A 25,973-nucleotide genomic window follows, 5' to 3' on the forward strand; every position below is an offset into this window, starting at 1 on the left:
TAAGTTAGGTCTGCCATTCAGGCCGCAGAAACAGGGGCGGCACATTTGGCCGACCCGGACGCCCCGGTCGGCGTATCCCTAGGGGAGGCCGGATCGGGAATATTGGTTCTTGCGGGATGGGTGCAGGCAGCGCACCCAACGGGTTTGCAAAGGCGGATATATCGCCCTTGGTCGCAACCGCTTCGACCAGCAGTTCGGCATCTTCGGCGTCAGCGACTTCATAGGCGTTTGATATCCCCGCAGAGGCGACCATGCGTCCCGATGGGCAATAAGCCTGAAAACCACCTTCGATAAAGACAACCTCATCCTGATCGAAAAATAATGACGTTACATCAAAGGTCTGGGCCGGTGTTTGCGACTGCAACCGCCCCACCCCGCTGAGCATACGTGCAGGCACGATTGAGATGCCCTCAATCCCCAGCCCCAGCTTGCCCTGATCCAACGCCATGCCCTGTTCAGGCATCAGCCAGACAGGCCGCCCGTTATAGGCGGCGCGGGACGGAACGAGCACTGGCAGATGCTCGGCCCGTCTCTCATCGCCGGGGACAACGATGCGGTCGACGCAAACGCGCCTGAGCTCGCGAAAGCCATGATCCAATGTGCGCACCAGATCACCCGCAACCAGCGTTTCAACCAGCTTCCAGCCACTGGTCGTTGCCACCTTGGTTCCGTGCAGCAGGCCCCCACGACGTACTGACACGGCTTTCCCCGAAAAGGCCTCTCGGCCTCTGTCTTCTTGTTTCGAATACCCCGAAACACTCACTACTTCTAACACGTGCCTTCCCCCCTTTTGGCACCTTCAAACAAATTCAGAAGGGTGAGATCTTTGTGCCTCAAAGCATCTTAGTTTCGCCATATTTATGGCTAATTTGGCTTAATTTCGGCGTTTTTCACCGGGGTTTCATAAACAAACCCACGCACGAAAGTAGATTTAGGCAGTTTGAGGAAACGAAAGCAGACAGCCAGACCCGAATCCGGATTGCCGATCAGCTCGCCTGAGATTGCCTTAACAGCAGCTGACGCTCTCTCCAGCCCAGTAACACTCCGGTCGTGGCAATCATACCGATACCCAGAATCTGCATGGGGCCGACCGACTGCCCAAAGGCCACCCACGCGAACAGCGGGCCGAAGATCATGACCGAGTATTCGAATACCGCGACATATGACGGCTCGCCCAACTGATAGGCCTTGATCAGCATGAACACCGCGATCGTCGAGCAGACGGCTTGTATCGCGAGCCAAGGGGCTGCTTCGTATATTGGCCAGACCCAACCGCGCATCGCAAAGCCATCCGGGCCGGGCGCGGCCTCAAGCGGGAACAGCGCCAGCCATACCAAACCCACGCCGCCAGCCAGACCAAGTGTCACCACCATCGCGGCCAGCAGTGCAACCGTACTTTCGTTCGAACAATGCGTCCGCGTCACGACCGCGCTCAGGGCATAGAAGAACCCGCCTGCGACCGGAAGCAGCGTTTTGAAATCAAAGGCATTCGGATCAGGTTGCAACACGCAAAGGATGCCTGCAAAGCCCAGCAGGACTGCGGTAATCCTCCACGGGCCGATGTTTTGCTTCAGGACCAGAGCAGAAATGAGCAGCACAAAGATCGGCGATGTGAACAAGCCCGCAAGCGCCTGTGCAATCGGCATCAAAGCAAGCGCACTAAAATAAAACAGCATTGCCACAGTAATCAGAATGCTGCGCAGAGCCACGATACCGTATCGCTGTGGCCTGAGGCTGCCCAGCCCCAGCAGAGACAGGCAACCGATCAAAGGCAGCATCAACAGGGCGCGGCTCAGGTGAAACTGCCAAAGCCCGATGGTCTCTGCCAGACGAATCACAAAATTGTCGATAACCCCGATGATCATCATCGAGCAGACCATCATAAGCGATGCCAGTACCGAGGATCTGTCTTGTTCCACCCGTGCCTCCACCCTAGCCTCAAATTCGCCTGCCCGGTCCGGCACAGTCAGCATATTTTCGGAACCATGCGCAACAGGTTTGCGCCGTTGGTTTTCAACATGCTAGACTCAGAGGAAAATATTACTCGAGCAGCATTACCCGATGACGGCACTCAAACAGTACCAGCGGATCGAAGCTACCGGTCTGTGGCGCCCTACGCCCGATGAGCAGCGGCGCGAGGTTGTTGTGTCCATTGGGGAGGCAACTCTGACCATTTCGGATTTCAATGACCGGGCCCTGACCCACTGGTCGCTGGCTGCATTGGAACGTCAAAACCCCGGTGCCTATCCGGCGATTTTCAACCCCGATGGCGATCCGGGCGAAACGCTGGAGCTACCTGAGACCGAGACCACCATGATCGAGGCCATCGATCGCCTGCAACGCGCCATCGATCGTGCCCGACCACATCCCGGTCGGCTGCGCTGGCTCAGTGTGGCGGGCGTGGTGCTGGCGGTTACTGCACTGCTGCTGTTCTGGCTGCCCGGTGCGCTACAGCGCCATGTGGTCGCCGTTGTGCCCGAGATCAAGCGGCAGGAAATCGGCGATACGATCCTGCACCGGATCGAGCGCGTCTCGGGCAAGGCCTGCGCCTCGCCGGACGCGCAAGCCTCGCTGGATCAGTTGGCCCGCCGAACAGGTGTACGACAGATCGTGATCCTGCCAGCAGGCTTGTCGGACAGCCTCAGCCTTCCGGGTGGGACAGTCCTGTTGAACCGGGCATTGGTCGAGGATCACGAGGATCCCGCCGTCGCAGCAGGCTACGTGATTGCAGCGCGGGCACGCGCGGCGCAGCAGGATCCGTTGGATGAGTTGTTGGACCGAACCGGCCCCGCCGCGGCATTCCGGTTGCTAACCACAGGCGGGCTGACGCCCGAGATCATAGATACCTACACCGAGGAAGTGCTGTCAGAACCGCGCCCTGTGATCACCGACGATGCGCTGCTGGCAGTCTTCGCGCAAGCCGCCCTGCCCTCAACCCCATACGCTTACGCGCATGATATTACCGGAGAAACGGTTCTGAGCCTGATCGAAGCCGACCCGATGGCAGGGCGGACACTTGAACAGGTACTGCCGGACCGCGATTGGGTTCGGCTGCAGAATATTTGCGGACAATAGCGCCTATTTGGTGCCAAACATCCGGTCGCCGGCATCACCCAGCCCGGGCATGATATAGCCCTTCGAGTTCAACTCGCGATCCAGCGCAGCCGTAACGATTTTCACATCGGGATGCGCCTCTTTCATACGCGCCACGCCTTCGGGAGCGGCCAGCAGGCAGAGGAAGCGGATATCCGTGGCGCCCTGCTCTTTCAGCAGATCGATCGCTGCAGCCGAGCTGTTGCCCGTGGCCAACATCGGATCAACCGCAATCACCAAACGATCCTTCAGCCCTTCTGGTGCTTTGAAGTAATACTGCACCGGCTTCAACGTCTCTTCATCCCGATAGAGTCCGACAAAGCCCACACGAGCCGAAGGGATGAGTTCCAGCACCCCGTCCAGCATGCCGTTCCCGGCCCGCAGGATCGAGACCAGAGCCAGTTTCTTGCCCGCCAGAATGGGGGCATCCATCTCCTCCATAGGGGTTTCGATGTGGCGAGTGGTCAGCGACATCTCTCGCGTAACCTCATAGGCCAGCAGTAGCGTGATCTCGCGTAGCAACTGCCGGAACACTGCGGTCGAGGTGCCTTTGTCCCGCATGAGCGTCAGCTTATGTTGCACCAACGGGTGGTCGACGACGGTCAGATGTTCGCTCATGAGTTCTCCAATCTTTTCTTGACCCGCGCACGGGTGTCTTCATCGCAAAAGGCCGCATTCAGGGCATTCTGATTCAACGCGGTGAGATCTTCGGCATCCCAGCCAAAGGCTGCGGCCAGCATCTCATATTCGCGCCGCATTGTGGTGTGGAAAAACGGCGGATCATCAGTTGAAACCGTGACCTTCACACCCGCATCGCGCAATCTGGCAATCGGGTGGGCGGCGAAATCGGGAAACAGACCCAGCATCACGTTCGAGCCCGGGCAAACCTCAAGCGTCACGTTTCTGTCAACGAGTTCGCGGATCAGGTCCGGGTCCTCGATCGCGCGCACGCCGTGTCCGACCCGTTCGACCCCCAGATCACGAATGGCATCGCGCACGCTTTCCGGTCCGCCAAATTCTCCTGCATGGGTGGTCAGCCGCAATCCTGCCTCGCGGGCGCAATCAAAAGCCCACGCGAAATCGCCCTGCGTATGAACGCCTTCATTACCGCCCATGCCAAAGCCGGTGATCCAGTCGCCTGCTGTCTCTGCCGCACAAAAGGCGCTGTGCTTGGCTTGTTCGGGGCCAAAATGGCGAACGCAGGTAACAACCCCACGCAGGGTGATGTTGAATTTACGTTCGGCTTCGTCCGCTGCATCCTGAATGGCGGTCAGATAATCTCTCCACGCGTGCAGATCGCCACCACCGCAGAAGTCCGGGCTAAGGAAGGTCTCGGAATAGACTACACCATTCGCAGCGCTTTCTTCGAGGATCGCCAGCGTCAAGCGGCGAAAATCTTCAGGCGATTTCAGCACTTCGCAGGCGGCCTCGTAGACGCTGAGGAAATGAGTAAAGTCACGGAAATCATAGGTTCCGTCGGTTTTGAAAATACCGCTCAGATCGATGCGCTTTTCATGCGCCAACTGGCGGATGAACGCGGGTGGAGCCGCGCCTTCGTGATGCAGGTGCAGTTCGATCTTGGGCAAGTCGGCAACGGTCATAGAAAACTCCGCCCCGGCCCTTGTGCCGGGATGTCCAGATGGTGCGCGACGCTGGCAGCGACATCGGCGAAATTGATCTGCCCAATCTCGCCCGCGCCCTGCCCGGCCACCAGTACCGGAACCTGTTCGCGTGTGTGATCAGTGCCTGTCCAACTGGGATCATTACCGTGATCGGCAGTCAGCAGCATCAGGTCACCGGGGCGCAGCTTTTGCAGGATCAATCCGATTTCGCGGTCGAACCATTCCAGCGCGCGGGCATAGCCACTGATATCCCGGCGATGACCATAGAGGCTGTCGAACTCGACGAAATTGGCGAATGTCAGGCTGCCCTCTTCGGCCTCGTCGACCAGATCGGACAGGTGGCCCATCAGTTCGGCGTCCGAGCCTTTGCGCAGCGTATCGATCCCTTGCATCGAGAAGATATCGCCGATCTTGCCCACCGCATGAACACGACGGCCTGCGTCCTGCACCCAGTTCGTCAGCACCGGTGCGGGCGGGAGGATGGCAAAGTCCTTGCGATTGGTGGTGCGGGTGAAACCGTCCTCAACCGTTCCAACGAAAGGCCGCGCGATCACGCGGCCCACCTTCATCTCATGCAACTGCGGTGCAAGGGTGCGGCACATGTCCAGCAACCGGTCGAGGCCAAAGCTCTCCTCATGCGCGGCAATCTGGAACACGCTGTCAGCAGAGGTATAGCAGATCGGCCAGCCTGTACTCATATGCTTGGCCCCAAGATCGGCGATGATGGCTGTGCCGGAGGCATGGCAATCGCCGAGGATACCTTCGGTGCCTGCGGCATCGGCAGCAGCGCGGCTAAGATCGACGGGAAACGCAGGTTTGGTATCCGGGAAATAGTGCCAGTCCCACGGGACGGGCAATCCCGCCAGTTCCCAATGGCCCGAGGGCGTATCCTTCCCCGGGGAAAATTCGCGCGCGCAGCCCCAAAGCCCTGTTGGCGCGGCTTCCAACCCCGGCGCGTCATCACCCGAGGCCAGCCGCACTGCCGCGCCCAGCCCCAGCGCATCAAGATTGGGCAGGTGTAAAGGGCCTGAGCGTCCATCTTCAGCGCGCCCTTCCGCACACGCCTGCGCGATATGGGCCAAGGTGTTCGCGCCAGTATCCGGCGCGGTGCCGTTGAAGAACTGATCGGCATCCGGCGCCCCACCGATCCCAACCGAGTCCATGACCACAAGGAAAGCGCGGCTCATGCGCTGATCCTCTCGTGCACATGGGGTGGTTGGTCGGCGGGTGCATCGCTGAGCGTCATTGCGTTCAACACCGCCTCAGACGCCTGCCGCGCCGCGTCTTCGCGCGCCGCGTGGACCACGGCCAATGGTGCGCCTTTCTGGACCTTCTCGCCCAGCCGCAAGATGCCCGACAACCCGACCGCCGGATCAATCTCATCACTTTCGACCTGACGCCCGCCGCCCAACGCAACAACAGCAAGTCCCAGCGCCTCACCATCAATGGCCGAGACATAGCCATCGCGCGGCGCGGGCACTTCCTGAATCACATTGGCCTCGGGCAGGAAGCGCGCCCAAGTGTCGACGAAATGCACCGGCCCGCCCATGGCAGCCATCATGCGGCCAAACCGTTCGGCAGCACGACCATCGCGGATCACTTTGGTGACCTGCGCCGTGCCCTCTTCAGCCGACGCGCACATTCCCGCATCGGCCATCAAAACGCCGCCCAATTCAGCAGAGATATGGGCCAGGGGCGAGTCTTGTCCGCTGGTCATAACCTTCATCACCTCAGCCACTTCCAGCGCGTTGCCCAGCGCCGGGGCCAGCGGTTGGTTCATGTCGGTGATCACAGCCGAGGTTTTACACCCCGCCGCATTTGCCGTCTCGGTTAGCGCCTTTGCCAGCTTGCGCGCATCATCCAGCGTTTTCATGAACGCCCCGCTGCCCACCTTGACGTCCAGCACCAGCGCGTCCGGGCTGGCCGCCAGTTTCTTGGACAGGATTGACGCCGTGATCAGATCAAGGCTTTCCACCGTTGCTGTCACATCGCGTATTGCATAGAGCCTTTTGTCCGCGGGCGCGATCTGTCCTGTCGCGCCAACAATCGCGGCACCGGTTTCTTTCAGGACCTGTGCCAGACGGCCCTGTCCGATTTGTGTGGCCACACCGGGAATAGCCTCAAGCTTGTCCAACGTGCCGCCGGTATGACCCAAACCTCGCCCCGAGATCATCGGCACATAGGCCCCACATTCCGCCAGCGCCGGGGCCAGCACGAGGCTGACACAATCCCCCACCCCACCGGTTGAATGCTTGTCGATCACCGGACCGTCCAGATCCCAACGCAGCACTTCGCCGCTATCGCGCATGGCAATGGTCAGATCGGCCCGACCCTGCGCGCCTAGCCCGCCCATGCAGACGGCCATGGCAAAGGCCCCGGCCTGCGCGTCGCTGACGCCACCATCGGCCAGACCCTGCGCGAACCACCGCAACTCTTCGCCTGTAGGCACCTCATGACGGCGCAGCTTGGCGATGATCGAACGCGCGTCCATTCAGCCGTCTTCCATATGCGATGCGTCAAAAGCGCCCGGCAACAGGTCGGCAATTGTCGTACTGGTTTCCAGACCGTCAACCGTCGCCATCGTGACCACGACGTCTCCTTTTCCGAACTCGGCCAGCTTCTGGCGGCACCCGCCGCAAGGCGGCACAGGCTGCGGGCTGCTGGCGACCACATAGACTTCGGTCAGTTCTTTCTCGCCGGCGGCCACCATTGCCGCGATTGCCCCGGCCTCGGCGCAAGTGCCTTCGGGATAAGCTACGTTCTCGACATTACATCCAGAATATACCGTACCCGAGCCTGACCGGATCGCGGCCCCAACCTTGAAATTGGAATAAGGCGCATGGGCGTTTTCCCGAACGGCGAGCGCGGCATCTTTCAGAGACATGGGCGATTCCCGATTTTTGATCATCTGGTCAGAAAACCCCACTCTAACGGAAAGCGTAGCAGAATTTGAAGCCCTTCAAGCGCTGATTTCCACAGCCTTCTAGCCAATCGTGGTATTGAACGTTCCGGGCAACGTGACCTCGAGCAGTTCGACATCGTCGGAAGGTTCGGCCAGGCGAGTGCGCATACCGGGCGGGATCACGAAAGCATCACCCTGTTCCAACCGATAGGGTTCGCGCCCCTCGCCCTCCAACGTGACCTCGCCATTCATGACGAAGGTAAAGTGAATATCCGTATCATGGCTGGCCCATTCCGGCGTGCCCTGTCCCAGGCGTACGACCTGCACACCGGCCACCCCCTTGGTGTTCTCGGCAATTGTCGTGTCGCGACAAATATAGCCCTGCAGGCGGAAGGGACCCCATTCGGCGTCTTTGGCCTGATTGTAGACGAAACGCTGTCCTTGCCATTCTCGATCTGGGCGATACTGCGACGTCGGAAGCTCCATCTGATGGTCGATTTCGGTCACGTGTTCGGCGGGCACGCCGATCTCGATCACCTGAACATTGTCAGACGCCTCAAGCACCCGGTGGCGAATTTCCGGCGGCTGGATAAAGCAATCTCCGGCGGTCAGACGCATCTTGTCGCCCTGATCCTCGTAAACCACATCGACCCAGCCATGGATGCAGAAGATCAGCTGAAATCCGACCTTATGGAAATGCACCATATCCGGCACCGGGCCGCCATCGGGAATGCGGATATGGCTGGCGATGATCGACCCGCCCAACCGATCCGGCACCAGATCGCGGTAGTGCATCCCGGCGCGTCCGATGATCCAGGGTGCCTGATCCTTCAGCCTGCGCACCACGAAGGAGTGTACCGTGTCGGGCATCACCATCGGAGGGTTCAATTCCTCAATCTCAACCCGCGTGCCATTCGGAGCGATAAGACTGCGCTGACCATCGGCAAAGCCGTCCGGGTCGTCTGTGAGAATGCGCAGAGTACCTGCGGCCTCTGGCGCGTCCTTTTCAACCCGCAGCCGCAGCCCATGACCCGAAAAAACCGCGATCCGTGGGTCATCGGCCGGATAGATCATATCCATCCGCATCCCAAGAACTTTGGTGTAAAACGGGATATCGTTCCGTAATTCCTGGGTCGGTAGGCGAATTTCAGCGCGCGTCTGGCTTTCGGTGGAGGTCATTTGTTGTCTCTTCAGTCTTCGATTTTGGCCATCCGATCAGAACAGCGGCCAAAATGCCAACCGAAAAGTACATCTCGAGCGTTTCTTCGAGAGCAAACAACCGCGCGGCCATCGTGACCGAAAGGCTGGCCTCGAAAAAACCACTTACTTCCTCCAGAAGCTGCGCGATCACGGCCACGCTTCCGGCCCCCAAAAACACCAGCATGAACGGAGCGCGGAGCTTGATCGCCCTCCAGGCGTTGGGGATGCCATGCCATACGGCTCCGCCTATGACCACCAACGCCAGCGCGACCCGCACTGCGGTCAGATCCAGTAACGTATCAAAACTGCTGAGCACCATGAAAGGCAGGCTGCTTTCGGAATAGATATCGGCCTCAAGCTCTCGTTCCGCCAAAAGCAGACAGACGAACCCGATATACATCCGCGTCAGTCCGCGATACCTGATCAACGCCACCAACCCCGCTATGAACAAGGCCGCTGCCGAAAGAGTCTCAATCAGACCGCCTTCCTGGTTGAAAGTGGCGGCCTGCTGTGGCCAGATCGCGATTGCACACAGGAACACGGCAGCCACAGACAGCGCCAAGCCAAGTGGAAACCAGCCTGTGCCAGACGTGGAATAGGTGTGAGTGCCAACCGGCACGCTGCGGTGATCGTCTTTGTAGCTCATGCTCGAAGCCCTGCCGCCTGCGAAACTAGTAATATTCTGGCGAATTGGCCGTATGTAAAGGATTTGTGACAAAGTACAATAAACGTCTCTGTGAGGTGTGGAAGTGACGCAACGTAGCCAAGCCCGAAAAAATAGTTTAACGGTCAAACAAATTCTGGAACGGAGTTAAATCGCCGATGTCTGACACACCCAGCCTGCGGCAGGCCGCCCTTGACTATCACGCCCATCCAAAGCCCGGAAAGCTTGAGATCAAAGCCACCAAACCTATGGCGAATGGCCGCGATCTTGCGCGCGCCTACTCGCCGGGTGTGGCTGAGGCCAGCCTTGAAATTAAGGACGATGCGGCAAATGCCGAGAAGTACACCGCGCGCGGCAACCTCGTCGCTGTGGTGTCCAATGGCACAGCGGTTCTGGGATTGGGCAATATCGGCGCGCTGGCTTCGAAACCGGTGATGGAAGGCAAGGCGGTTCTGTTCAAAAAGTTCGCCGGGATCGATTGCTTCGACATCGAAGTGGACCAACCCGACCCCGAGAAACTGGCCGATATCGTCTGCGCGCTCGAGCCCACCTTCGGTGCCATCAACCTTGAAGACATCAAGGCCCCCGATTGCTTCATCGTCGAAAAACTCTGCCGCGAACGGATGAACATCCCCGTTTTCCACGACGATCAACACGGCACCGCCATCGTTGTCGGCGCTGCGGCGAAGAACGCCTTGCATGTCGCAGGCAAGAGGTTCGAGGATATCAAGATAGTCTCGACCGGGGGTGGTGCTGCCGGGATTGCCTGCCTCAGCATGCTGGTCAAGCTGGGTGTAAAGCGCGAGAATATCTGGCTGTGTGACATTCATGGGCTGGTCTATGAAGGCCGCACCGAGGATATGAACCCGCATAAGGACCAGTTCGCGCAGAAAACCGATCTGCGTACACTGGATGATGTGATCGGAGGGGCCGACCTGTTTCTTGGGCTCAGCGGGCCGAATGTGCTCAAACCCGAGATGGTCGAGAAGATGGCGAAGACGCCGATCATCTTTGCGCTGGCCAACCCAACGCCCGAAATCCTGCCGCAAGCCGCGCGAGAGGTCGCACCCGATGCGATCATCGCGACGGGCCGCAGCGACTTCCCGAACCAAGTGAACAACGTCCTGTGTTTTCCGTTCATCTTCCGTGGCGCGTTGGATGTTGGCGCGACCGAGATCAACGACGCCATGCAGATCGCCTGTGTCGACGGCATCGCTGAAATGGCGCGGGCGACCACCAGTGCCGAAGCCGCTGCGGCCTACAAGGGCGAACAACTGACTTTCGGACCAGATTATCTGATTCCAAAGCCTTTTGACCCGCGGCTGGTGGGCGTTGTGTCTTCATCTGTCGCAAAGGCGGCGATGGAGAGCGGTGTAGCCAAACGCCCCATCGACGACCTTGAGACTTATAAAGAGCGTCTGAATCAGACCGTCTTCAAATCGGCTCTGTTGATGCGTCCGGTGTTTGAAGCTGCTGCCGCCGCCTCGCGCCGGATCGTCTTTGCCGAGGGCGAGGATGAGCGCGTGCTGCGTGCAGCCCAGGCTATTCTTGAGGAGACCACCGAAACCCCCATCCTGATCGGTCGTCCGGATGTGATCAACGCGCGCTGCGAGCGATTGGGTTTGACCGTGCGTCCTGGCCAGGATTTCCAGATTGTGAACCCGCAGGATGACCCGAGATACTACGACTATTGGAATTCATACCATCAGATCATGCAGCGACGGGGCGTGACGCCCGATCTGGCCAAGGCCATCATGCGCACCAACAACACAGCCATCGCGGCAATCATGGTACATCGCGGAGAAGCTGACAGCATGATCTGCGGCACATTCGGCGAGTATCGTTGGCATCTGAATTATGTCCAACAGGTCCTGGATGAAGGGGACTTGCGCCCACACGGGGCGCTGTCGCTGATGATCCTCGAAGACGGTCCTCTGTTCATCGCGGATACGCATGTTCGGCAACTACCAACTCCTGAAGAATTGGCCGAAACAACATTGGGCGCAGCGCGTCACGTCCGGCGTTTTGGACTGGAACCAAAGATCGCCTTCTGTTCGCAATCGCAATTCGGCAATCAGGCCGAAGGCTCGGGCAAGCGACTGCGGGCAGCACTGGAAATCCTCGATTCCGAACCGCGCGATTTCACCTATGAAGGCGAAATGAACCTGGATGTGGCGCTGGACCCTGAATTGCGTTCGCGGATATTCCCCAGCTCGCGATTGGAAGGAGCGGCAAACGTTTTGATCTTTGCCCATGCGGATGCGGCGAGCGGCGTGCGCAATATCCTGAAGATGAAAGCGGACGGGCTTGAGGTTGGGCCGATCCTGATGGGAATGGGAAATAAAGCGCATATCGTGACCCCGTCGATCACCGCCCGCGGATTGCTGAACATGGCTGCGATTGCGGGAACGCCAGTGGCCCATTATGGGTAGAGCAGCATCGGCATAACTCCAAGATAACCCCGGGCGCCCATACAGGCGCTCGGTGCGATTCTGTAGGCGCGATGGTTTTTGCACTCATAAATTTGCAGCTTTGCAAAAAGCTGCATCGGATGCTGCAAACAACCCTTCCGCCAGTGTATTTGCAAAAGTTTGCAGCCAAAACAGAAAGATTCTGCAAAGATTTTGCGATAAACTGACGCGCCGTTGTTCGCATCGCTTGTCGCCTTTGCGTCGTACCCCTTACACAAAGCGCAAGGAGTTTTGGAGGAGGCCATCATGGCGTACAAAGACGTTTACGAGAGTTGGAAAACCGACCCCGACGCTTTCTGGATGGAAGCCGCAAAAGGGATCGACTGGGTTCAGGCCCCCAGCAAGGCCCTGTTTGACGACAATGCGCCTTTGTACGAATGGTTCAGCGACGCCAAGGTGAACACCTGTTGGAACGCGGTAGACCGGCATGTCGAGAATGGCCGGGGCGAACAGACAGCCATCATTTATGACAGCCCGATCACCCACACCAAACGCGAAATCTCATATGTCGAGCTGCGTAACCGTGTCGCCAACCTCGCCGGTGCATTGCGGGCAAAGGGTGTTGAGAAAGGTGACCGGGTCATCATCTATATGCCGATGATCCCCGAAGCGCTGGAGGCGATGCTGGCATGCGCCCGTCTGGGTGCGGTGCATTCGGTTGTGTTTGGCGGTTTTGCCAGCAACGAACTGGCGGTGCGCATCGACGACGCGAAACCCAAAGCGATCATCGCAGCCTCCTGCGGGATGGAGCCGGGTCGCGTTGTGCACTATAAACCCCTGCTGGACGGCGCCATCGATCTTGCCAGCCACAAGCCCGAATTCTGCGTGATCTTCCAGCGCGAACAGGAGGTTGCGCAGCTGATCGAGGGGCGCGATGTGAACTGGCACGGGTTCCAATACGGAACCGAGCCTGCAGAATGTGTACCCGTCAGCGGCAACGATCCGGCCTATATCCTCTACACCTCTGGCACGACCGGAGCCCCCAAAGGCGTGGTGCGTCCGACAGCGGGCCATCTGGTTGCGCTGAACTGGACGATGAAGAACATCTATAATGTCGACCCCGGTGATGTTTTTTGGGCGGCCTCGGATGTGGGCTGGGTCGTTGGGCATTCCTATATCTGCTACGCCCCGCTGATCCACGGAAACACCACCATCGTGTTCGAAGGCAAACCCGTCGGCACACCCGACGCCGGCACGTTCTGGCGCGTGATTTCCGAACATAAGGTCAAAAGCTTCTTCACCGCACCCACCGCGATCCGCGCCGTCAAGCGCGAGGATCCCAAGGCCGAGATGATGGCGCAATACGATCTGTCGTGCCTGAAAGCCCTATATCTTGCAGGCGAACGTGCCGATCCCGACACGATCATCTGGGCACAGGATGCATTGAAGGTTCCGGTTATCGATCACTGGTGGCAGACCGAGACCGGTTGGGCCATTGCCGGAAACCCGCTGGGGATCGAGGAATTGCCGGTCAAGCTCGGCTCGCCCGCGAAACCGATGCCGGGCTATGACGTCCAAATTCTGGACGAAGGCGGCCATCCGATGAAACCCGGTGAGTTGGGCGCAATCGCTGTCAAACTGCCCCTGCCTCCGGGTACGTTGCCGACGCTGTGGAACGCGGAGGCGCGGTTCAAGAAATCCTATCTGGAGCATTTTCCAGGTTATTATGAAACCGGCGATGCAGGGATGATTGATGAGGATGGATACCTCTACATCATGGCCCGGACCGATGACGTGATCAACGTCGCGGGCCATCGTCTGTCAACGGGTGGCATGGAAGAGGTTCTGGCTGCTCATCCCGATGTTGCTGAATGCGCCGTGATCGGGGTTTCAGACCAGTTGAAAGGGCAAATGCCGGTTGGGTTCCTGTGCCTCAACGCAGGTTCGGACCGGAACCACGATGACGTGGTGGCCGATGTGGTCAAGATGGTCCGTGACAAGATTGGCCCCGTCGCAGCGTTCAAGAAAGCGGTGGTGGTGGATCGTCTGCCCAAGACACGTTCCGGCAAGATCTTGCGTGGGACGATGGTGTCGATCGCGGATGGCAAGGACTACAAGATGCCGGCCACGATCGATGATCCGGCTATCCTGGACGAAATCACCTCGGCCCTGCGGACCATTGGCTACGCGCCGTAAATAGTCAGCAAACCAAAGGTGCGCCTTACGGCGCGCCCTGTTTGCGCTGACGCGCCAGTGCGAGGCTCTGCCTCGCGCTCCGAGATATTTGGGGCCAGATGAAGGGCGGATCCATTTTACAGGAGCGGGTCTTGTCATTAGTTGTTCCTCGCCTCAGGTTGAAGCGAGGAGGACGAGCATGGCAAATGGCAACATCTGGCGCCTTGGTGCAACCGAACTGACTGCGCTGACGCGAACAGGCGATCTGAGCGCGGAAGAGGTTATTCAGGACGCCTTGGCGCGGATGCATCAGGTAAATCCCGCGCTGAATGCGGTAGTGGAGGACCTTGGTACGGAAGCCTTGGAGCGCTCGCGCGCGCTTGATCAGGCGCGAGATGGCGGCGCTCCGGTTGGGCCTTTGCATGGTGTTCCGGTTACCATCAAGGTCAATGTCGATCAGAAGGGGCACTCTACCAACAACGGGGTTACTGCCCTGAAGGACGTAATCGCCCCTGATGACGCGCCTGTGGTCTCGAACCTTCAAAACGCCGGAGCCGTCGTGATTGGACGGACCAATACACCCGAGTTTTCCTTTCGCGCCGACACGGACAACCCTCTTTATGGGCGGACGCATAATCCTTGGGGAAGCCATATCTCGCCGGGCGGCTCATCAGGCGGCGCCGGGGCTGCTGTTATGGCCGGGATTGGGGCGCTGGGACATGGCAATGACATCGGTGGCAGTCTGCGATTCCCCGCCGCCGCCAATGGTGCCGTTACCGTCAAACCCGGCCTCGGACGTGTGCCTGCGTGGAATCCGAGCCAGAAAGTGGAACGTGGATTGCTTGCTCAGTCCATGTCGGTGCAGGGGGTGATCACACGATCGGCGGCAGATCTGCATTTGTCGATGCCTTCTCTGATCGCAGCGGATCCTCGCGATCCCTTCCACGTGCCGATGCCCTGGCACGGGGCGCGGCTCGAAGAGCCAATAAAGGTTGCCTATACCAAGAACACATTTGGCTACGACCTGCATCCCGAGGTGGCAAAGGCGCTGGACACCGCACGGGAGGCCCTGAGCGATGCGGGCTATGCAGTGACTGAGGTCGATCCGCCCGATGTGTTCGAATGCGGGCGTTTGGGTTATCGCGCCCTGATGGGCGAAGTGCTGACCCTGATGAAGGGTGACATAGAGGCTGCAGGCTCAGAGACCATTCGTGAGATTTTTGAGGTCTATTTTCAGGAATTTCCGCCGATTGTCGGAACCGAGCTGATACATGCGCTGGCGCAACGCACCCATTACGCGCGTGAATGGTCGCTGTTCATGCAGGATTATCCGCTGATACTGTCCCCGTTCCTGCCGCAGCCCTTCTTCAAACCCGACCGGGACACCGAAGGAGCAGAAGGAGTGCATGAGGTGTTGGGCTGCGCAGTTTATTCCTATGCGATGAACTTCCTTGGCCTGCCTGCCGCAAGCGTGCCTGCGCGGCTGGCAGAGCTGCCAAACGGACCGCAGCCGATCAACGTACAAGTCACCGCGCAACGTTGGCGCGAGGATATGGCCGTCGACGCCGCTGCTGCCATCGAAGAGTGTGTTGGACAAATGGCTCCGATTCTGTGGGACAGGATGGTGACGCAGGTCTGAGGGAGTTCTCGAAGTAAATAGACCCCGGGGTTTTGTGCCCGGGGTCCGCATACTAAAATATGCCCGGAGATCTGATGACGAGCGTAGCACCACCCACCCTCGCCAGCGCATAAAACGCGCAATCATTCGAAAACACCGTTAGGTGGCCACTCACTTCCACCTTGGCGTGATCTCCGAGTAAATTAAAATTAACAAAGGATCTGCCCCTCGCATGTGAACTGGTTCACACAACAGAGAGGAAATCGGGAATTCCGATCACGATTACGTGAACTGCTCCGAGATCAATCGCTCTTCCAGACCGTGCCCCGGGTCGAACAGGATACGGTGCTGCACACTGGGTTCGGAACTGATCTCGACCCAGTCAATATCAGGAAAAGCTATCGAATCAGCCGCAACAATGACCGGGCGCTTGTCAGCCTCGATCACTTCGAATCTGACCCGTGCCATTTTTGGCAGAAGTGCCCCGCGCCAGCGACGAGGACGAAATGCAGCGATCGGCGTCAGCGCCAATACATCCGCGCCAATCGGAACAATCGGTCCATGGGCCGAGTAGTTATAGGCTGTGGACCCGGCAGGTGTGGACAAAAGCGCCCCGTCACAGACCAGCTCGGCCATGCGCACCCGTCCATCGACACTGATCTTCAGGCGGGCTGCCTGCGGGCCGGCGCGCAGCAGAGAGACCTCGTTAATGGCGAGCGCCTCATGTTGCTTACCGGACTGATCCATCGCGGTCATGCTGAGTGGATTGATCACCTCTTCTTCGGCCTCGGCGAGGCGCGCCATCAGGTCGGTTTCGGCATATTCATTCATCAAGAATCCGATGGTGCCGCGATTCATTCCGTAAACCGGTGTGTCGAGGTGCTGAATCCCATTCAGTGTATGCAGCATGAACCCGTCGCCGCCCAGCGCCACGACCACATCTGCATCTCTGGGCGCCGCGTTGCCATACCGAGCCACCAAAGCGTCGCGGGCGGTTTGCGCCACTTTGGCGTCGCTGGCCAGGAAGGCGATTCTTTTGGTCATGGTTTGCGGTTTCCAGTGCTGCACATTTGGTTCCGAAACAAACATACCTTTCCGCGTTACGCCAGAGTTGACGCCATAGCGGGCCAATTCGTCGCTTTACAACCTTTCTCGACCGTTCGGTTTCCGATAGGAAATCCGCCATATAAACCCCAGCCCTGTGGAGCCATTATGAACGCCAACCTTCGTGATACCGGTTTCTTTACCCAGTCCCTTGCGGATCGTGACCCCGAGCTGTTTGGCTCAATCACATCCGAACTGGGCCGTCAGCGCGACGAGATCGAGCTGATCGCGTCCGAGAACATCGTCTCTGCCGCCGTGATGGAGGCGCAGGGCTCGGTGATGACCAACAAATATGCCGAAGGGTATCCGGGCCGCCGCTACTATGGCGGCTGCCAGTTCGTCGATATCGCCGAGAACCTGGCCATCGACCGCGCCAAGCAGCTGTTTGGTTGTGAGTTCGCCAACGTGCAGCCAAACTCGGGTTCGCAAGCGAACCAGGGCGTGTTTCAGGCGCTGATCAAACCCGGCGACACCATTCTGGGCATGTCACTGGACGCAGGCGGTCACCTGACCCACGGTGCACGTCCGAACCAGTCGGGCAAGTGGTTCAACGCCGTGCAATATGGTGTGCGCCAGCAAGACAACATGCTGGACTATGATCAAGTTGAGGCGCTGGCGAAAGAGCATCAGCCCAAACTGATCATCGCCGGTGGTTCGGCCATCCCGCGCCAGATCGACTTTGCCCGCATGCGTGAGATTGCGGATATGGTCGGCGCGTATCTGCACGTGGACATGGCGCATTTTGCCGGTCTGGTTGCCGCAGGCGAGCACCCCTCGCCCTTCCCGCACGCACATGTGGCAACCACCACAACGCACAAGACCCTGCGCGGCCCGCGCGGCGGCATGATCCTGACCAACGATGAGGATATCGCCAAGAAAGTGAACTCGGCGATCTTCCCCGGCATTCAGGGTGGCCCGCTGATGCACGTGATCGCGGCCAAGGCCGTGGCTTTTGGCGAGGCGCTGCAGCCTGCCTTCAAAGACTACATCAAACAGGTTGTCGTCAACTCGCAGGCATTGTCGGATCAACTGATCAAAGGTGGTCTGGATACGGTGACCCACGGCACCGACACTCATGTCGTTCTGGTCGACCTGCGCCCCAAAGGCGTCAAGGGCAATGCGACCGAGAAAGCCCTGGGTCGCGCGCATATCACCTGCAACAAGAACGGCGTTCCGTTTGACCCCGAAAAGCCGACCATCACCAGCGGCATCCGTCTGGGTTCGCCCGCCGGAACCACGCGCGGCTTTGGTGAGACGGAATTCCGCCAGATCGCGGACTGGATCATCGAGGTTGTGGACGGTCTGGCCGCTAACGGTGAAGACGGCAACGCCGCTGTCGAGGCCAAAGTGAAGGCAGAAGTCGCCGAACTGTGCGCGCGCTTCCCGATCTATCCGAACCTCTGATCCCACTCAGATTCTGAAACAGAAAACGGCGCCTCAGTGGGCGCCGTTTTTCTTTGGCTTGGAACCGGTTCAGATGTACCCGCGCCAGCGCATTACGACAATCGTCAGCGCCGCCAGCGCGATCAGGCCCAGTGCCAGCGAGCCCAGAAAACTCAGAAACCAGCCCCAGCGCCGATCCGCCAGATTGATCGCGTTCAGATGGGTCTGCACGTCATCCGATGCTTTCTCGAGCTTTGGCATATCCAAAACCATCCTGAGCTTCGGGTGTTCAGCCATCTGTTCGGCGCGGGCCAGCACCATCGCCTGCTTGTAGACCTTGCGCGGCAAACGACGCTTCGCCCGCCGAACCGAGGCAATCAGGGTCTTGTCCTTCACCCCAAGCTTTTTGCGCAGCAAACGAATGGTCTGCGCGATCTGGGTCTGGATATCGGTTTCCTGCGTCATCTGCGCCTCCTGACGGGGCAATTTAACCTTGTGCCACGCGGGCGACAATGGGGCTGGTTGTTCTGCCCGGCGACGCGTATCACAGGGGCATGCTGAATACGATCATCCTTGGCGACCCGACCGATCACCCGCCCCTGCTGATTGCGCATGGCCTATATGGCTCGGCGCGCAACTGGGGGGTAATTGCGCGGCGACTCTCGGACGAACGGCAGGTGATTGCGGTGGACATGCGCAATCATGCCTACAGCTTTTGGGACGCCCAACATGGCTATCCTCAACTGGCGCAGGATCTGGCCGAGGTGATCGACAGCGTCGGAGGCACCGCCGACATTGTCGGGCATTCCATGGGCGGGAAGGCCTCGATGATGCTCGCCCTGGAACATGGTGAACTGGTGCGCAAGCTGGTCGTTGCGGACATCGCGCCCGTAACATACGGCCACAGCCAAATCCAGTTCATCGAGGCAATGCGAGCAGTCGACATGTCCCGCGTTCAACGCCGCTCGGACGCCGAAGCACAGCTGGCCGATCTCGGCGTGGAAAAGTCCCTGCAGAGCTTCTTTACGCAATCTTTGGATGTCGAAGGCGGACGCTGGCGGCTGAACCTGGACGTTCTCGCCGGCGAAATGCCCAAGATCATGAGCTTTCCTGAGATATCAGGCAGCTGGAACGGCCCTGCCCTGTTCCTGTCCGGCGCAGCCTCGGATTATGTGTTGCCCGAACACCGGGACCGGATTCGCGCCCTGTTCCCTGCTGCCCGGTTCGCAAAAATTCCCGGCGCAGGTCACTGGCTGCACGCCGAGAAACCCCGCGAATTCGAAGCCGCCGTCAGAACCTTCCTGAACGCCTGATCAACCGCCCGTGTAAAGACGCTTGGCCACCAGCCACGACACGGGCGCAGCCACAACCGCCCCCGCTACTGCGGCAGAGATAATGGCCATCGCCGTCACCATTCCAGCCGCCAATACGGCGATGACGGCGCTGCCTGCAAGGGCAGTGGCAATCAGAGAATAGAGCATGGTTGCAAGGCGTAGCATGGCCTGTCGTCCTGTTTGTGAATATCTGCGTTTCACATTATAGCGACAGAATGTGTTCTACTTTGACCTGTATCAGATCAGGGTGCTACATCCCCGGATCAATCGGCTCGACAATATCGCCGCCGCCATTCACCCAGTCCGTGAACCCGCCCAGATTATAGACCTGCTCGTACCCCATGTCCTTCAGCAACTTCCCAGCCAGCGACGCTCGACCGCCCGAGGCGCAATGTAGGATAATGGTGCGGTCCTTGCGCAGTTCAGGGTCATAGGATGGCAGTTCTAGGTCAGCGCGAAATTCCAGCATTCCACGCGGAATGTGATGAGAGCCAGCGGCGCGACCCACCTTCTCCAATTCGGGCGCATCGCGGATGTCCAACAACAGCGCACCTTGTGCCAGAAGCTCTTGCGCCCTGCCCGCATCAATGCGTTCGACCACGGCATTCGCGGCCTCTACCATCTCTTTGACTGTCAAAGGCATCGCTACATCTCCTGCGAATTGAGTTCGCGGGAAACTAACATGCGAAATCTGGAAGATGTAGTCGTTATGCAGCGATAGTGATCATGTTAGTGTTCCCGGAAGGCACGTGACATGCTGTCGACCACCGGCTTGGCAATATAGGCGGCAAAGGTACGTTCTTCGGTCTGGATCATGATCTCGGCGGGCATTCCCGGTGTGGGTATGAAACCACGCACGCGGCTCATCTCGTCGGTACTCAACGTGATACGGGCCAGATAAACCTCTTGCGGCATTCCGGCGGAGTCCTCGACCACAGAGTCGGCCGAGACATAATACACCTCGCCCTCAAGAACAGGTGTGGTGCGCTGATTGAGCGCCACCAGACGCACAGTTGCGATTTGGCCGGTTACAACACTGTCGATCTCGGTGCGCGGGATTTGCGCCTCGATGATAAGCGGGGCATCGGCGGGCAGGATTTCCGCGATCTGCTCGCCGGTTTCGATCACACCGCCGGGCGTGTGATGATGCAGACGTACGACAGTCCCAGTCACCGGCGCCCGCACGACGGCGCGATCCAGAACACTGCGGGCCTGCCGCGCCTTTTCACGTACACTTTCAAGATCAGCTTCAATTACGCCAAGCTCGTCCAATGCCGCTTCGCGGTAGGCCGAGCGGGTGCGCAGAATCTGCTCTTCGTATTTTAGCAACATCTGGTTGACCTCAGCCGTTTCGGCCTGCAGGCGTGCCAATTGTCCCTCTGCTTCAGCCTGCACACGGCGAATTGTGTTCAGGTCGCCTTTGCGCACCAATCCTTTTTCGAACAACGCATATTTCGTGTCGTATTCTTCCTGAAGAATATCAGAGCGCCGTTGCATGCTGGTCAATTGCGCCTCGAACCCGGTGGCGCGAATCCTGAGCGCCTCCATGTTCCGCTGCAGCAACGCGATATCGTTCAGCAACGTCTTGCGGGAAACATTGAAGCTGAGCTTTTGGTTGTCGAGGATGGTCATGACCTCAACATCATCCGATGCTTTGACCAGATCGGGTGAGAAAATCAGGTTTTCCTGCTCGCTATGCTCGGCCAGCAGGCGTTCTGTCATGGCCTGCAGGCGGATTTTGCGGATGAACAGCTCGCGCTCATTGGCCGCCGCCGAGGTCTGGTCCAGCGTCATCATGATCTGGCCGGCCTCGACCGCCTCGCCTTCGGTGACAAGAATGTTTTCGATGATCCCGCCCTCAAGATGCTGCACGATCTTGTTGCGTCCCGTGGCGACAAAGCTGCCCTGCGCGATGACCGCCGCCGCAAGTGGGGCCCGGAAGGACCACACGCCAAAGCCGCCAAAGCAGACAACCAGCATGATCAGGCCGATCACAATGAACTTAGTGATGGATCGCGGAACCTCAGAATACCAGAGGCTTGGGTCTTCCTTGCGGACTACCAGCTCGTTCATAACTTATCCCCCATTGCCCTGAATTTCAGGCGGCTGCTGTCGCGAGTTGTTCAGTTGCTGCAGAACCTGTTCGCGCTGACCAAACAGCGCCACACGGCCGTCTGTCAGCAGCATGATCTTGTCGACCACACTCAACAACGTCGGCTTTTGCGTAATAACGACAACAGTGATCTGGCTTTCCTTGGCTTGCTCGATTGCACGCGCCAGGGCCTTATCGCCCGCGACGTCCAGGTTCGAGTTCGGCTCGTCCAGCACCACCAGTCGCGGATTGCCAAAGAAGGCACGCGCCAGCGCGATGCGCTGTTTCTGGCCGCCCGACAACGGCGAACCATCGGCGGCAACGACCGTCTCATACCCCTGCGGCAGCGTCGCGATCATGTTGTGTACGTCCGCCAGAACGGCGGCGTCATGGATCTGCTCATCCGTGGCGTCGTCACGCATGCGACCGATATTGTCCTTGATCGTGCCGGGGAACAGTTGAACGTCCTGCGGCAGATACCCGATGCTTTCACCGAACTGGCGTGGGTCCCAGTTGCGGATGTCCATCAGGTCCAGCCGCACACTTCCCGAAGTCGGCAGAATCGATCCCACCAGCGTCTTGCCAAGCGTGGTTTTGCCCGCGCCGGAATTACCGATGATCGCCAGAGTCTCTCCGGGGTTCAGCGCAAAAGTGATCCCATTCAAAACCACCCGTTTGGTGCCTCCGGGTACGTAAAGCAGACGTTCTACATCCAATCGGCCTTCGGGACGCGGCAGGCGCAGTTTTTCGTATTGCAGGGCAGAACTGGACAGCAACGCCTTGATCCGGCCAAAGGCACCACGGGTCAGCAGGAAAGTGTTCCAGCCTTCAATCGAGCCCTCGATCGGAGCAAAGGCACGGCCTGCAATGATCGAGGCTGCGATGACCATGCCACCGGTGATCTCGCCTTGCAGGGCCAGAAACGCCCCCCACCCCAGGATGCCGATCTGCGTCAGCAGACGCACAGCCCGCGATATGGCAGCGAAGATCACATTGCGATCCTGCGCCTTGACCTGCCAGGTCAGCGATTGCGCCGTGTCACGGCCCCAGATGCGCACCGCCTCGGGGATCATCGCCAATGCGTTGATGATCTGGCTGTTGCGCGACATCGAATCCAGATGCTGGTTGGCCAGCGACTGTGCCTGATTTGCCTTGGCAAAAGGCTTCGCCGTCATTTTCTGGTTGATCAGCGCAATAACCATCAGGATCAGGGCCGTGGTCACAACAATCATGCCAAGCTGCGGATGCACCAGAAAGATCATCAGGATGAACAGCGGTGCAAAAGGCACATCGAGGAATGAGATCAATGTGCCCGAAACCAGAAAACCCCGCACCTGTTGCAGGTCGCCCAGCGTCTGATACTCGCGCCCGTTGCCGTGCAGCGAGGCATGCGCCGCCGCGCTCAGCACCGGAGCGCCGAGCCGGGCCGCAACCTCAACTGCTGTGCGCATCAACATGAACCGCCGTACCGCATCGAAGGCAGCCTGAAAAATCACCGCCCCTGCGACAATCGCGGTCAACATGATCAACGTGTCCAACGAACGGCTGGTCAGGACCCGGTCACTGATCTGGAACAGATAGATCGGGATCGCCAGGATCAGGACGTTGGTGGCGCATGTCAGCACCAGCACAAAGGCCAAATTGCGCCAGATCGCCTTCAATGAGGTGCGCAGGGTTCTCTGGAAATCCTCAGGCGGGGTTCGCTTGTGGAAAGTTTGGGGTGGCCCCTTGCCGTCTCCTCCGCCCTTGCTGGTGCGCATCAACGGTTCGTTCGCCTTCGCCTCGATCGTGGTGCCCATGCGGTCTTTGCCGTCCGATGGCGCAGAGGGGGTCATGCGCGCAGTCGAGTGATCGGCTTTCTCACGATCCGGGGCCTCCGGCTTGGCCACCCCAGTATCGCCGCCCACCGGATCCTGATCTTGCGCGGGCCGCGACGACGCACGCCGAAGGGGAGAGCCGACGCGCGATTGTGACATTGAATCTGACTGCTGCGCTTGCCTCTGGCCGGTTTCATCCGGTTTCGAACTATTGTTGGGCGCCTCATCCTGAGGCACCTGATCTGAGGGCGGATATGGTTCGTCCACATCACCAGTCATGGCTGCAGAACTGGGTCGGAAATCGGACAAACGCATCTCCTTGGTCAGACGCAACTTGGCCTCTGCCGCAGGCGCATCGGCCTTCAAGGGCTTTGTCACCCGCTCACAGTTTTCAGGCGCAAATGGGCGGCCGCCTCCGTGTCGGTCCAGCGGGCTGGCATAACGGGTTCGTCGCGACGAAAAAACGATCGACATATATAATAAACCTTTGGGTCACTCGTAATGTACAGAAAACTCAGGCCAACATGGTTTGCAGGCCATCCGAAGCATTCGCCATCTCGCTTGGCGTCAGATCATTGCCATTTGGCCCGATCTCAGCACCATGGCCCGGCATCCCCATCTCATCCATCAGGGCGGCAATCGCCTCATTGGTCATTTCAGAGATTTCCTCGTTTGTGGGCATGTCCATCAGGCTGGCCTGATGCAAGAGCAGATCCGAATATGATCCGTCCTGAGCCATCACCACCGAGTCGACCCCGGCCTTGGTTATGTTCGCCGCGTTCAGCAGAGCATTGCTGCCCGCGATCACCTCAGTTTCATCGGCGTTCGGGCCGCTCAGATGTACGTCATCCTGATCCGCGAGCATGGTCGACTGTTCCACAACGTTCAGCTGAACCAGTGAACCGTCCACCTTCAGGACACGCATCTGTTCCATCCCCGCAAACATCGGATCGTTCATCAGCGCATCTTCCAACGCTTCCATGTCCGATTCCTTCAGCGCCATGGCCTCAGCCATCGGCGCCTGCATCAGTTCATGGGTGTCTTCCCCTTCCGTGAGCAGTGAGACTTCGTTCATCACGAGGTTTTCATCCGAACCGTCCAGCGGTTCAGGCAGGCCGCCGGTCACGATGTCATCGTCCATCAGGACCAGCGTCTGAACGAACGCATCGACCGAGATCATGTCTCCGTCGATCATGACCAGATCATAGTAGCTGCCCAATTGCAGGATGTTGGTCACGTCGACCAATTCATTGTCGCCCATCGCGTATAGCGTGGTCGAGGCAGAGATCTCAGTTTCAATATGGTCGATATCTGTGGCATCGATCGTCTGTTTGACGAAATTCGCCACGATCAGATCACCGTGAATCCAATCGACGTGCACAAGACCCGGTGCATCCTCGCCGCCTTCCGAAACCCAATAGGCGGCGTTTCCTTCGACCTCAATCGATGAGGATTGCACGACTTTTGTACCGGATTCGCCCTTGGTACCTTCATCCATGTCAGAAACGACGGCGACCTGGCTGACCATGGTCAGTTCAATCGACTTACCGCCAACCGCAATGTAGGGCGCATCGACCCAGGCGACTGTGGCGGAAACTGCATTGATGGCCAGATTGCCACCTACAATCACTTCATGACCGTCGGAAAATTCCGGATTTGCATCCTGATCCCACTCTACCGGGTACGGATCGGGGGATGCGTTTTCTTCCTCGTCCTCTGGCTGATGATGTGCAGGCAGAAGATCCTCCCAAACCGGCGCTTCATTCACGTATTCGCCGTTGACGATCACTCCCATCGCGTCTTCGCCGTGGAATTGATAGACAACTGCGCCTTCGACATCAGCATAGACCGGAGCCAACATCTGTTCGGCCATGTCTTCGACATATTCGACCGAAAGGTAATCCGAGATTGCAAAGGAGAGGCTTGAGAAGGCGTGCAACGACATCGCGATCTCCATTGCCGCTTCGGCCAAAGCCGTCAGCTGCTCGGGATCGCGGAAGTCGCCTTCACCGACGACGTCGTTGTCGCGTAAAAAGATCGACTGGAACGTGTAGGTCACAGCCGATCCGATCAACTCGGTCACAAGCTGGGGTTCAAGAATGATCACGGCCTGAGCAGCCTCGGCCATTGCGGCGTCAGGCAACGGTGAGCCGGGCGCAGGCGGTGGTGGCAAAGCGACCACTGTCTGAAGCGCCGGTCCCTCAACGTCAGGTGGCAACTCAGGATTAGGAGGAGGCGTGTTGATCAGATAGGACAGCGGGCCATACTTGCCCGGATCCAGATCCAATTCCGCTTTGACTCTGATTTTGATGGGGTCTTCCAGTTCTTCCAGTTCGGCCTTGCGGCGCATTGCGGTGAACTCTTCGTACTGATCCCTCAGGCGGGCTTGCTCAATCGTAAGATCAAAAGTTCCAATAAAGTGTGCAATCTTTTCGGTAACACTATCGAATGACATTTCGATGACCCCTAACTCCGTCACCGGCAGGAAATTTCCGGCTCTGGATTTGCTGGGCCGAGGCCGCATCATGCGGCCCCGGCGTTTTCATTTGTGCGGGGGC

Annotated in this window: 22 protein-coding genes; 6 read left to right on the forward strand and 16 right to left on the reverse strand. The window is 58.8% G+C overall.

The features are described 5' to 3' along the window. Positions 1–4: 4 nt before the first annotated feature. Positions 5–700: a Hint domain-containing protein gene (locus ACR0IV_RS07295; protein ID WP_480657209.1), complete on the reverse strand. Its 696-nt coding sequence runs from the start codon at positions 698–700 to the stop codon at positions 5–7. A gap of 286 nt (positions 701–986) precedes the next feature. After that, a complete protein-coding gene (locus ACR0IV_RS07300) occupies positions 987–1,919 on the reverse strand; it encodes a DMT family transporter (RefSeq protein ID WP_480657208.1) in 933 nt (310 codons plus the stop codon). A gap of 142 nt (positions 1,920–2,061) precedes the next feature. On the opposite strand from ACR0IV_RS07300, the gene ACR0IV_RS07305 reads away from it, so the two are divergent. Beyond that, on the forward strand, positions 2,062–3,075 hold the full coding sequence (locus ACR0IV_RS07305) for a hypothetical protein (protein ID WP_480469297.1): 1,014 nt from the start codon (positions 2,062–2,064) through the stop codon (positions 3,073–3,075). A gap of 3 nt (positions 3,076–3,078) precedes the next feature. Here the strand turns inward: ACR0IV_RS07305 and upp are convergent, their stop codons facing one another. The 7 genes from upp to ACR0IV_RS07340 form a co-directional block, all read right to left on the reverse strand. Further along, positions 3,079–3,711 carry a uracil phosphoribosyltransferase gene (gene upp, locus ACR0IV_RS07310; RefSeq protein WP_480469296.1) on the reverse strand — a complete coding sequence of 211 codons (633 nt, stop codon included), beginning with the start codon at positions 3,709–3,711 and terminating at the stop codon, positions 3,079–3,081. Next, positions 3,708–4,694: an adenosine deaminase gene (locus ACR0IV_RS07315; RefSeq protein ID WP_480657207.1), complete on the reverse strand. Its 987-nt coding sequence runs from the start codon at positions 4,692–4,694 to the stop codon at positions 3,708–3,710. Before ACR0IV_RS07315 ends, upp begins: the two co-directional genes overlap by 4 nt. Then, a complete protein-coding gene (locus ACR0IV_RS07320) occupies positions 4,691–5,902 on the reverse strand; it encodes a phosphopentomutase (RefSeq protein WP_480657206.1) in 1,212 nt (403 codons plus the stop codon). Before ACR0IV_RS07320 ends, ACR0IV_RS07315 begins: the two co-directional genes overlap by 4 nt. Further along, positions 5,899–7,206, reverse strand: a complete 1,308-nt coding sequence (locus ACR0IV_RS07325) for a thymidine phosphorylase (protein WP_480657205.1) — start codon at positions 7,204–7,206, stop codon at positions 5,899–5,901. Before ACR0IV_RS07325 ends, ACR0IV_RS07320 begins: the two co-directional genes overlap by 4 nt. Then, positions 7,207–7,623, reverse strand: a complete 417-nt coding sequence (locus tag ACR0IV_RS07330; RefSeq protein WP_480657204.1) for a cytidine deaminase — start codon at positions 7,621–7,623, stop codon at positions 7,207–7,209. It lies immediately after the preceding gene. 75 nt (positions 7,624–7,698) lie between these two features. After that, on the reverse strand, positions 7,699–8,796 hold the full coding sequence (locus ACR0IV_RS07335) for a cupin domain-containing protein (RefSeq protein WP_480657203.1): 1,098 nt from the start codon (positions 8,794–8,796) through the stop codon (positions 7,699–7,701). Beyond that, positions 8,765–9,463 (reverse strand): hypothetical protein, encoded by a 699-nt coding sequence (locus ACR0IV_RS07340; RefSeq protein WP_480657202.1) that lies wholly within the window; start codon positions 9,461–9,463, stop codon positions 8,765–8,767. The genes ACR0IV_RS07335 and ACR0IV_RS07340 overlap by 32 nt, the downstream gene beginning before the upstream one ends. A 176-nt stretch (positions 9,464–9,639) precedes the next feature. On the opposite strand from ACR0IV_RS07340, the gene ACR0IV_RS07345 reads away from it, so the two are divergent. From ACR0IV_RS07345 to ACR0IV_RS07355, 3 genes are all read left to right on the forward strand, one after another. Then, a complete protein-coding gene (locus ACR0IV_RS07345) occupies positions 9,640–11,913 on the forward strand; it encodes an NADP-dependent malic enzyme (RefSeq protein ID WP_480657201.1) in 2,274 nt (757 codons plus the stop codon). A 285-nt stretch (positions 11,914–12,198) separates the two neighbouring features. Further along, complete coding sequence (gene prpE / locus ACR0IV_RS07350) at positions 12,199–14,088, forward strand: propionate-CoA ligase PrpE (RefSeq protein ID WP_480657200.1); 1,890 nt, start codon at positions 12,199–12,201, stop codon at positions 14,086–14,088. A 178-nt stretch (positions 14,089–14,266) separates the two neighbouring features. After that, positions 14,267–15,706, forward strand: coding sequence for an amidase family protein (locus tag ACR0IV_RS07355; protein WP_480657199.1), 1,440 nt, complete (start codon positions 14,267–14,269; stop codon positions 15,704–15,706). A 261-nt stretch (positions 15,707–15,967) separates the two neighbouring features. Here the strand turns inward: ACR0IV_RS07355 and ACR0IV_RS07360 are convergent, their stop codons facing one another. Then, positions 15,968–16,729: an NAD kinase gene (locus ACR0IV_RS07360; RefSeq protein WP_480469286.1), complete on the reverse strand. Its 762-nt coding sequence runs from the start codon at positions 16,727–16,729 to the stop codon at positions 15,968–15,970. A gap of 168 nt (positions 16,730–16,897) precedes the next feature. Between ACR0IV_RS07360 and glyA the strand changes: the two genes are divergently transcribed. Further along, positions 16,898–18,193 (forward strand): serine hydroxymethyltransferase, encoded by a 1,296-nt coding sequence (gene glyA, locus ACR0IV_RS07365; protein WP_480469285.1) that lies wholly within the window; start codon positions 16,898–16,900, stop codon positions 18,191–18,193. 69 nt (positions 18,194–18,262) lie between these two features. On the opposite strand, the gene ACR0IV_RS07370 is transcribed toward glyA, so the two are convergent. Beyond that, positions 18,263–18,637 carry a hypothetical protein gene (locus ACR0IV_RS07370; protein ID WP_480657198.1) on the reverse strand — a complete coding sequence of 125 codons (375 nt, stop codon included), beginning with the start codon at positions 18,635–18,637 and terminating at the stop codon, positions 18,263–18,265. A gap of 47 nt (positions 18,638–18,684) precedes the next feature. Between ACR0IV_RS07370 and ACR0IV_RS07375 the strand changes: the two genes are divergently transcribed. Beyond that, complete coding sequence (locus ACR0IV_RS07375; RefSeq protein WP_480733680.1) at positions 18,685–19,485, forward strand: alpha/beta fold hydrolase; 801 nt, start codon at positions 18,685–18,687, stop codon at positions 19,483–19,485. On the opposite strand, the gene ACR0IV_RS07380 is transcribed toward ACR0IV_RS07375, so the two are convergent. From ACR0IV_RS07380 to ACR0IV_RS07400, 5 genes are all read right to left on the reverse strand, one after another. Next, positions 19,486–19,671 (reverse strand): hypothetical protein, encoded by a 186-nt coding sequence (locus tag ACR0IV_RS07380; RefSeq protein ID WP_480469282.1) that lies wholly within the window; start codon positions 19,669–19,671, stop codon positions 19,486–19,488. 85 nt (positions 19,672–19,756) lie between these two features. Continuing rightward, the gene (locus ACR0IV_RS07385; RefSeq protein ID WP_480469281.1) at positions 19,757–20,149 is read right to left on the reverse strand and encodes a rhodanese-like domain-containing protein; all 393 of its coding nucleotides are present in this window, start codon (positions 20,147–20,149) and stop codon (positions 19,757–19,759) included. 86 nt (positions 20,150–20,235) lie between these two features. After that, positions 20,236–21,579: an HlyD family type I secretion periplasmic adaptor subunit gene (locus tag ACR0IV_RS07390; protein ID WP_480657196.1), complete on the reverse strand. Its 1,344-nt coding sequence runs from the start codon at positions 21,577–21,579 to the stop codon at positions 20,236–20,238. Between the two features lie 3 nt (positions 21,580–21,582). After that, positions 21,583–23,889, reverse strand: a complete 2,307-nt coding sequence (locus ACR0IV_RS07395) for a type I secretion system permease/ATPase (RefSeq protein WP_480657195.1) — start codon at positions 23,887–23,889, stop codon at positions 21,583–21,585. 40 nt (positions 23,890–23,929) lie between these two features. Further along, positions 23,930–25,870: a type I secretion protein gene (locus ACR0IV_RS07400; RefSeq protein WP_480657194.1), complete on the reverse strand. Its 1,941-nt coding sequence runs from the start codon at positions 25,868–25,870 to the stop codon at positions 23,930–23,932. Between the last annotated feature and the right edge of the window lie 103 nt (positions 25,871–25,973).

It is taken from the genome of Ruegeria sp. C2, from assembly GCF_056537765.1.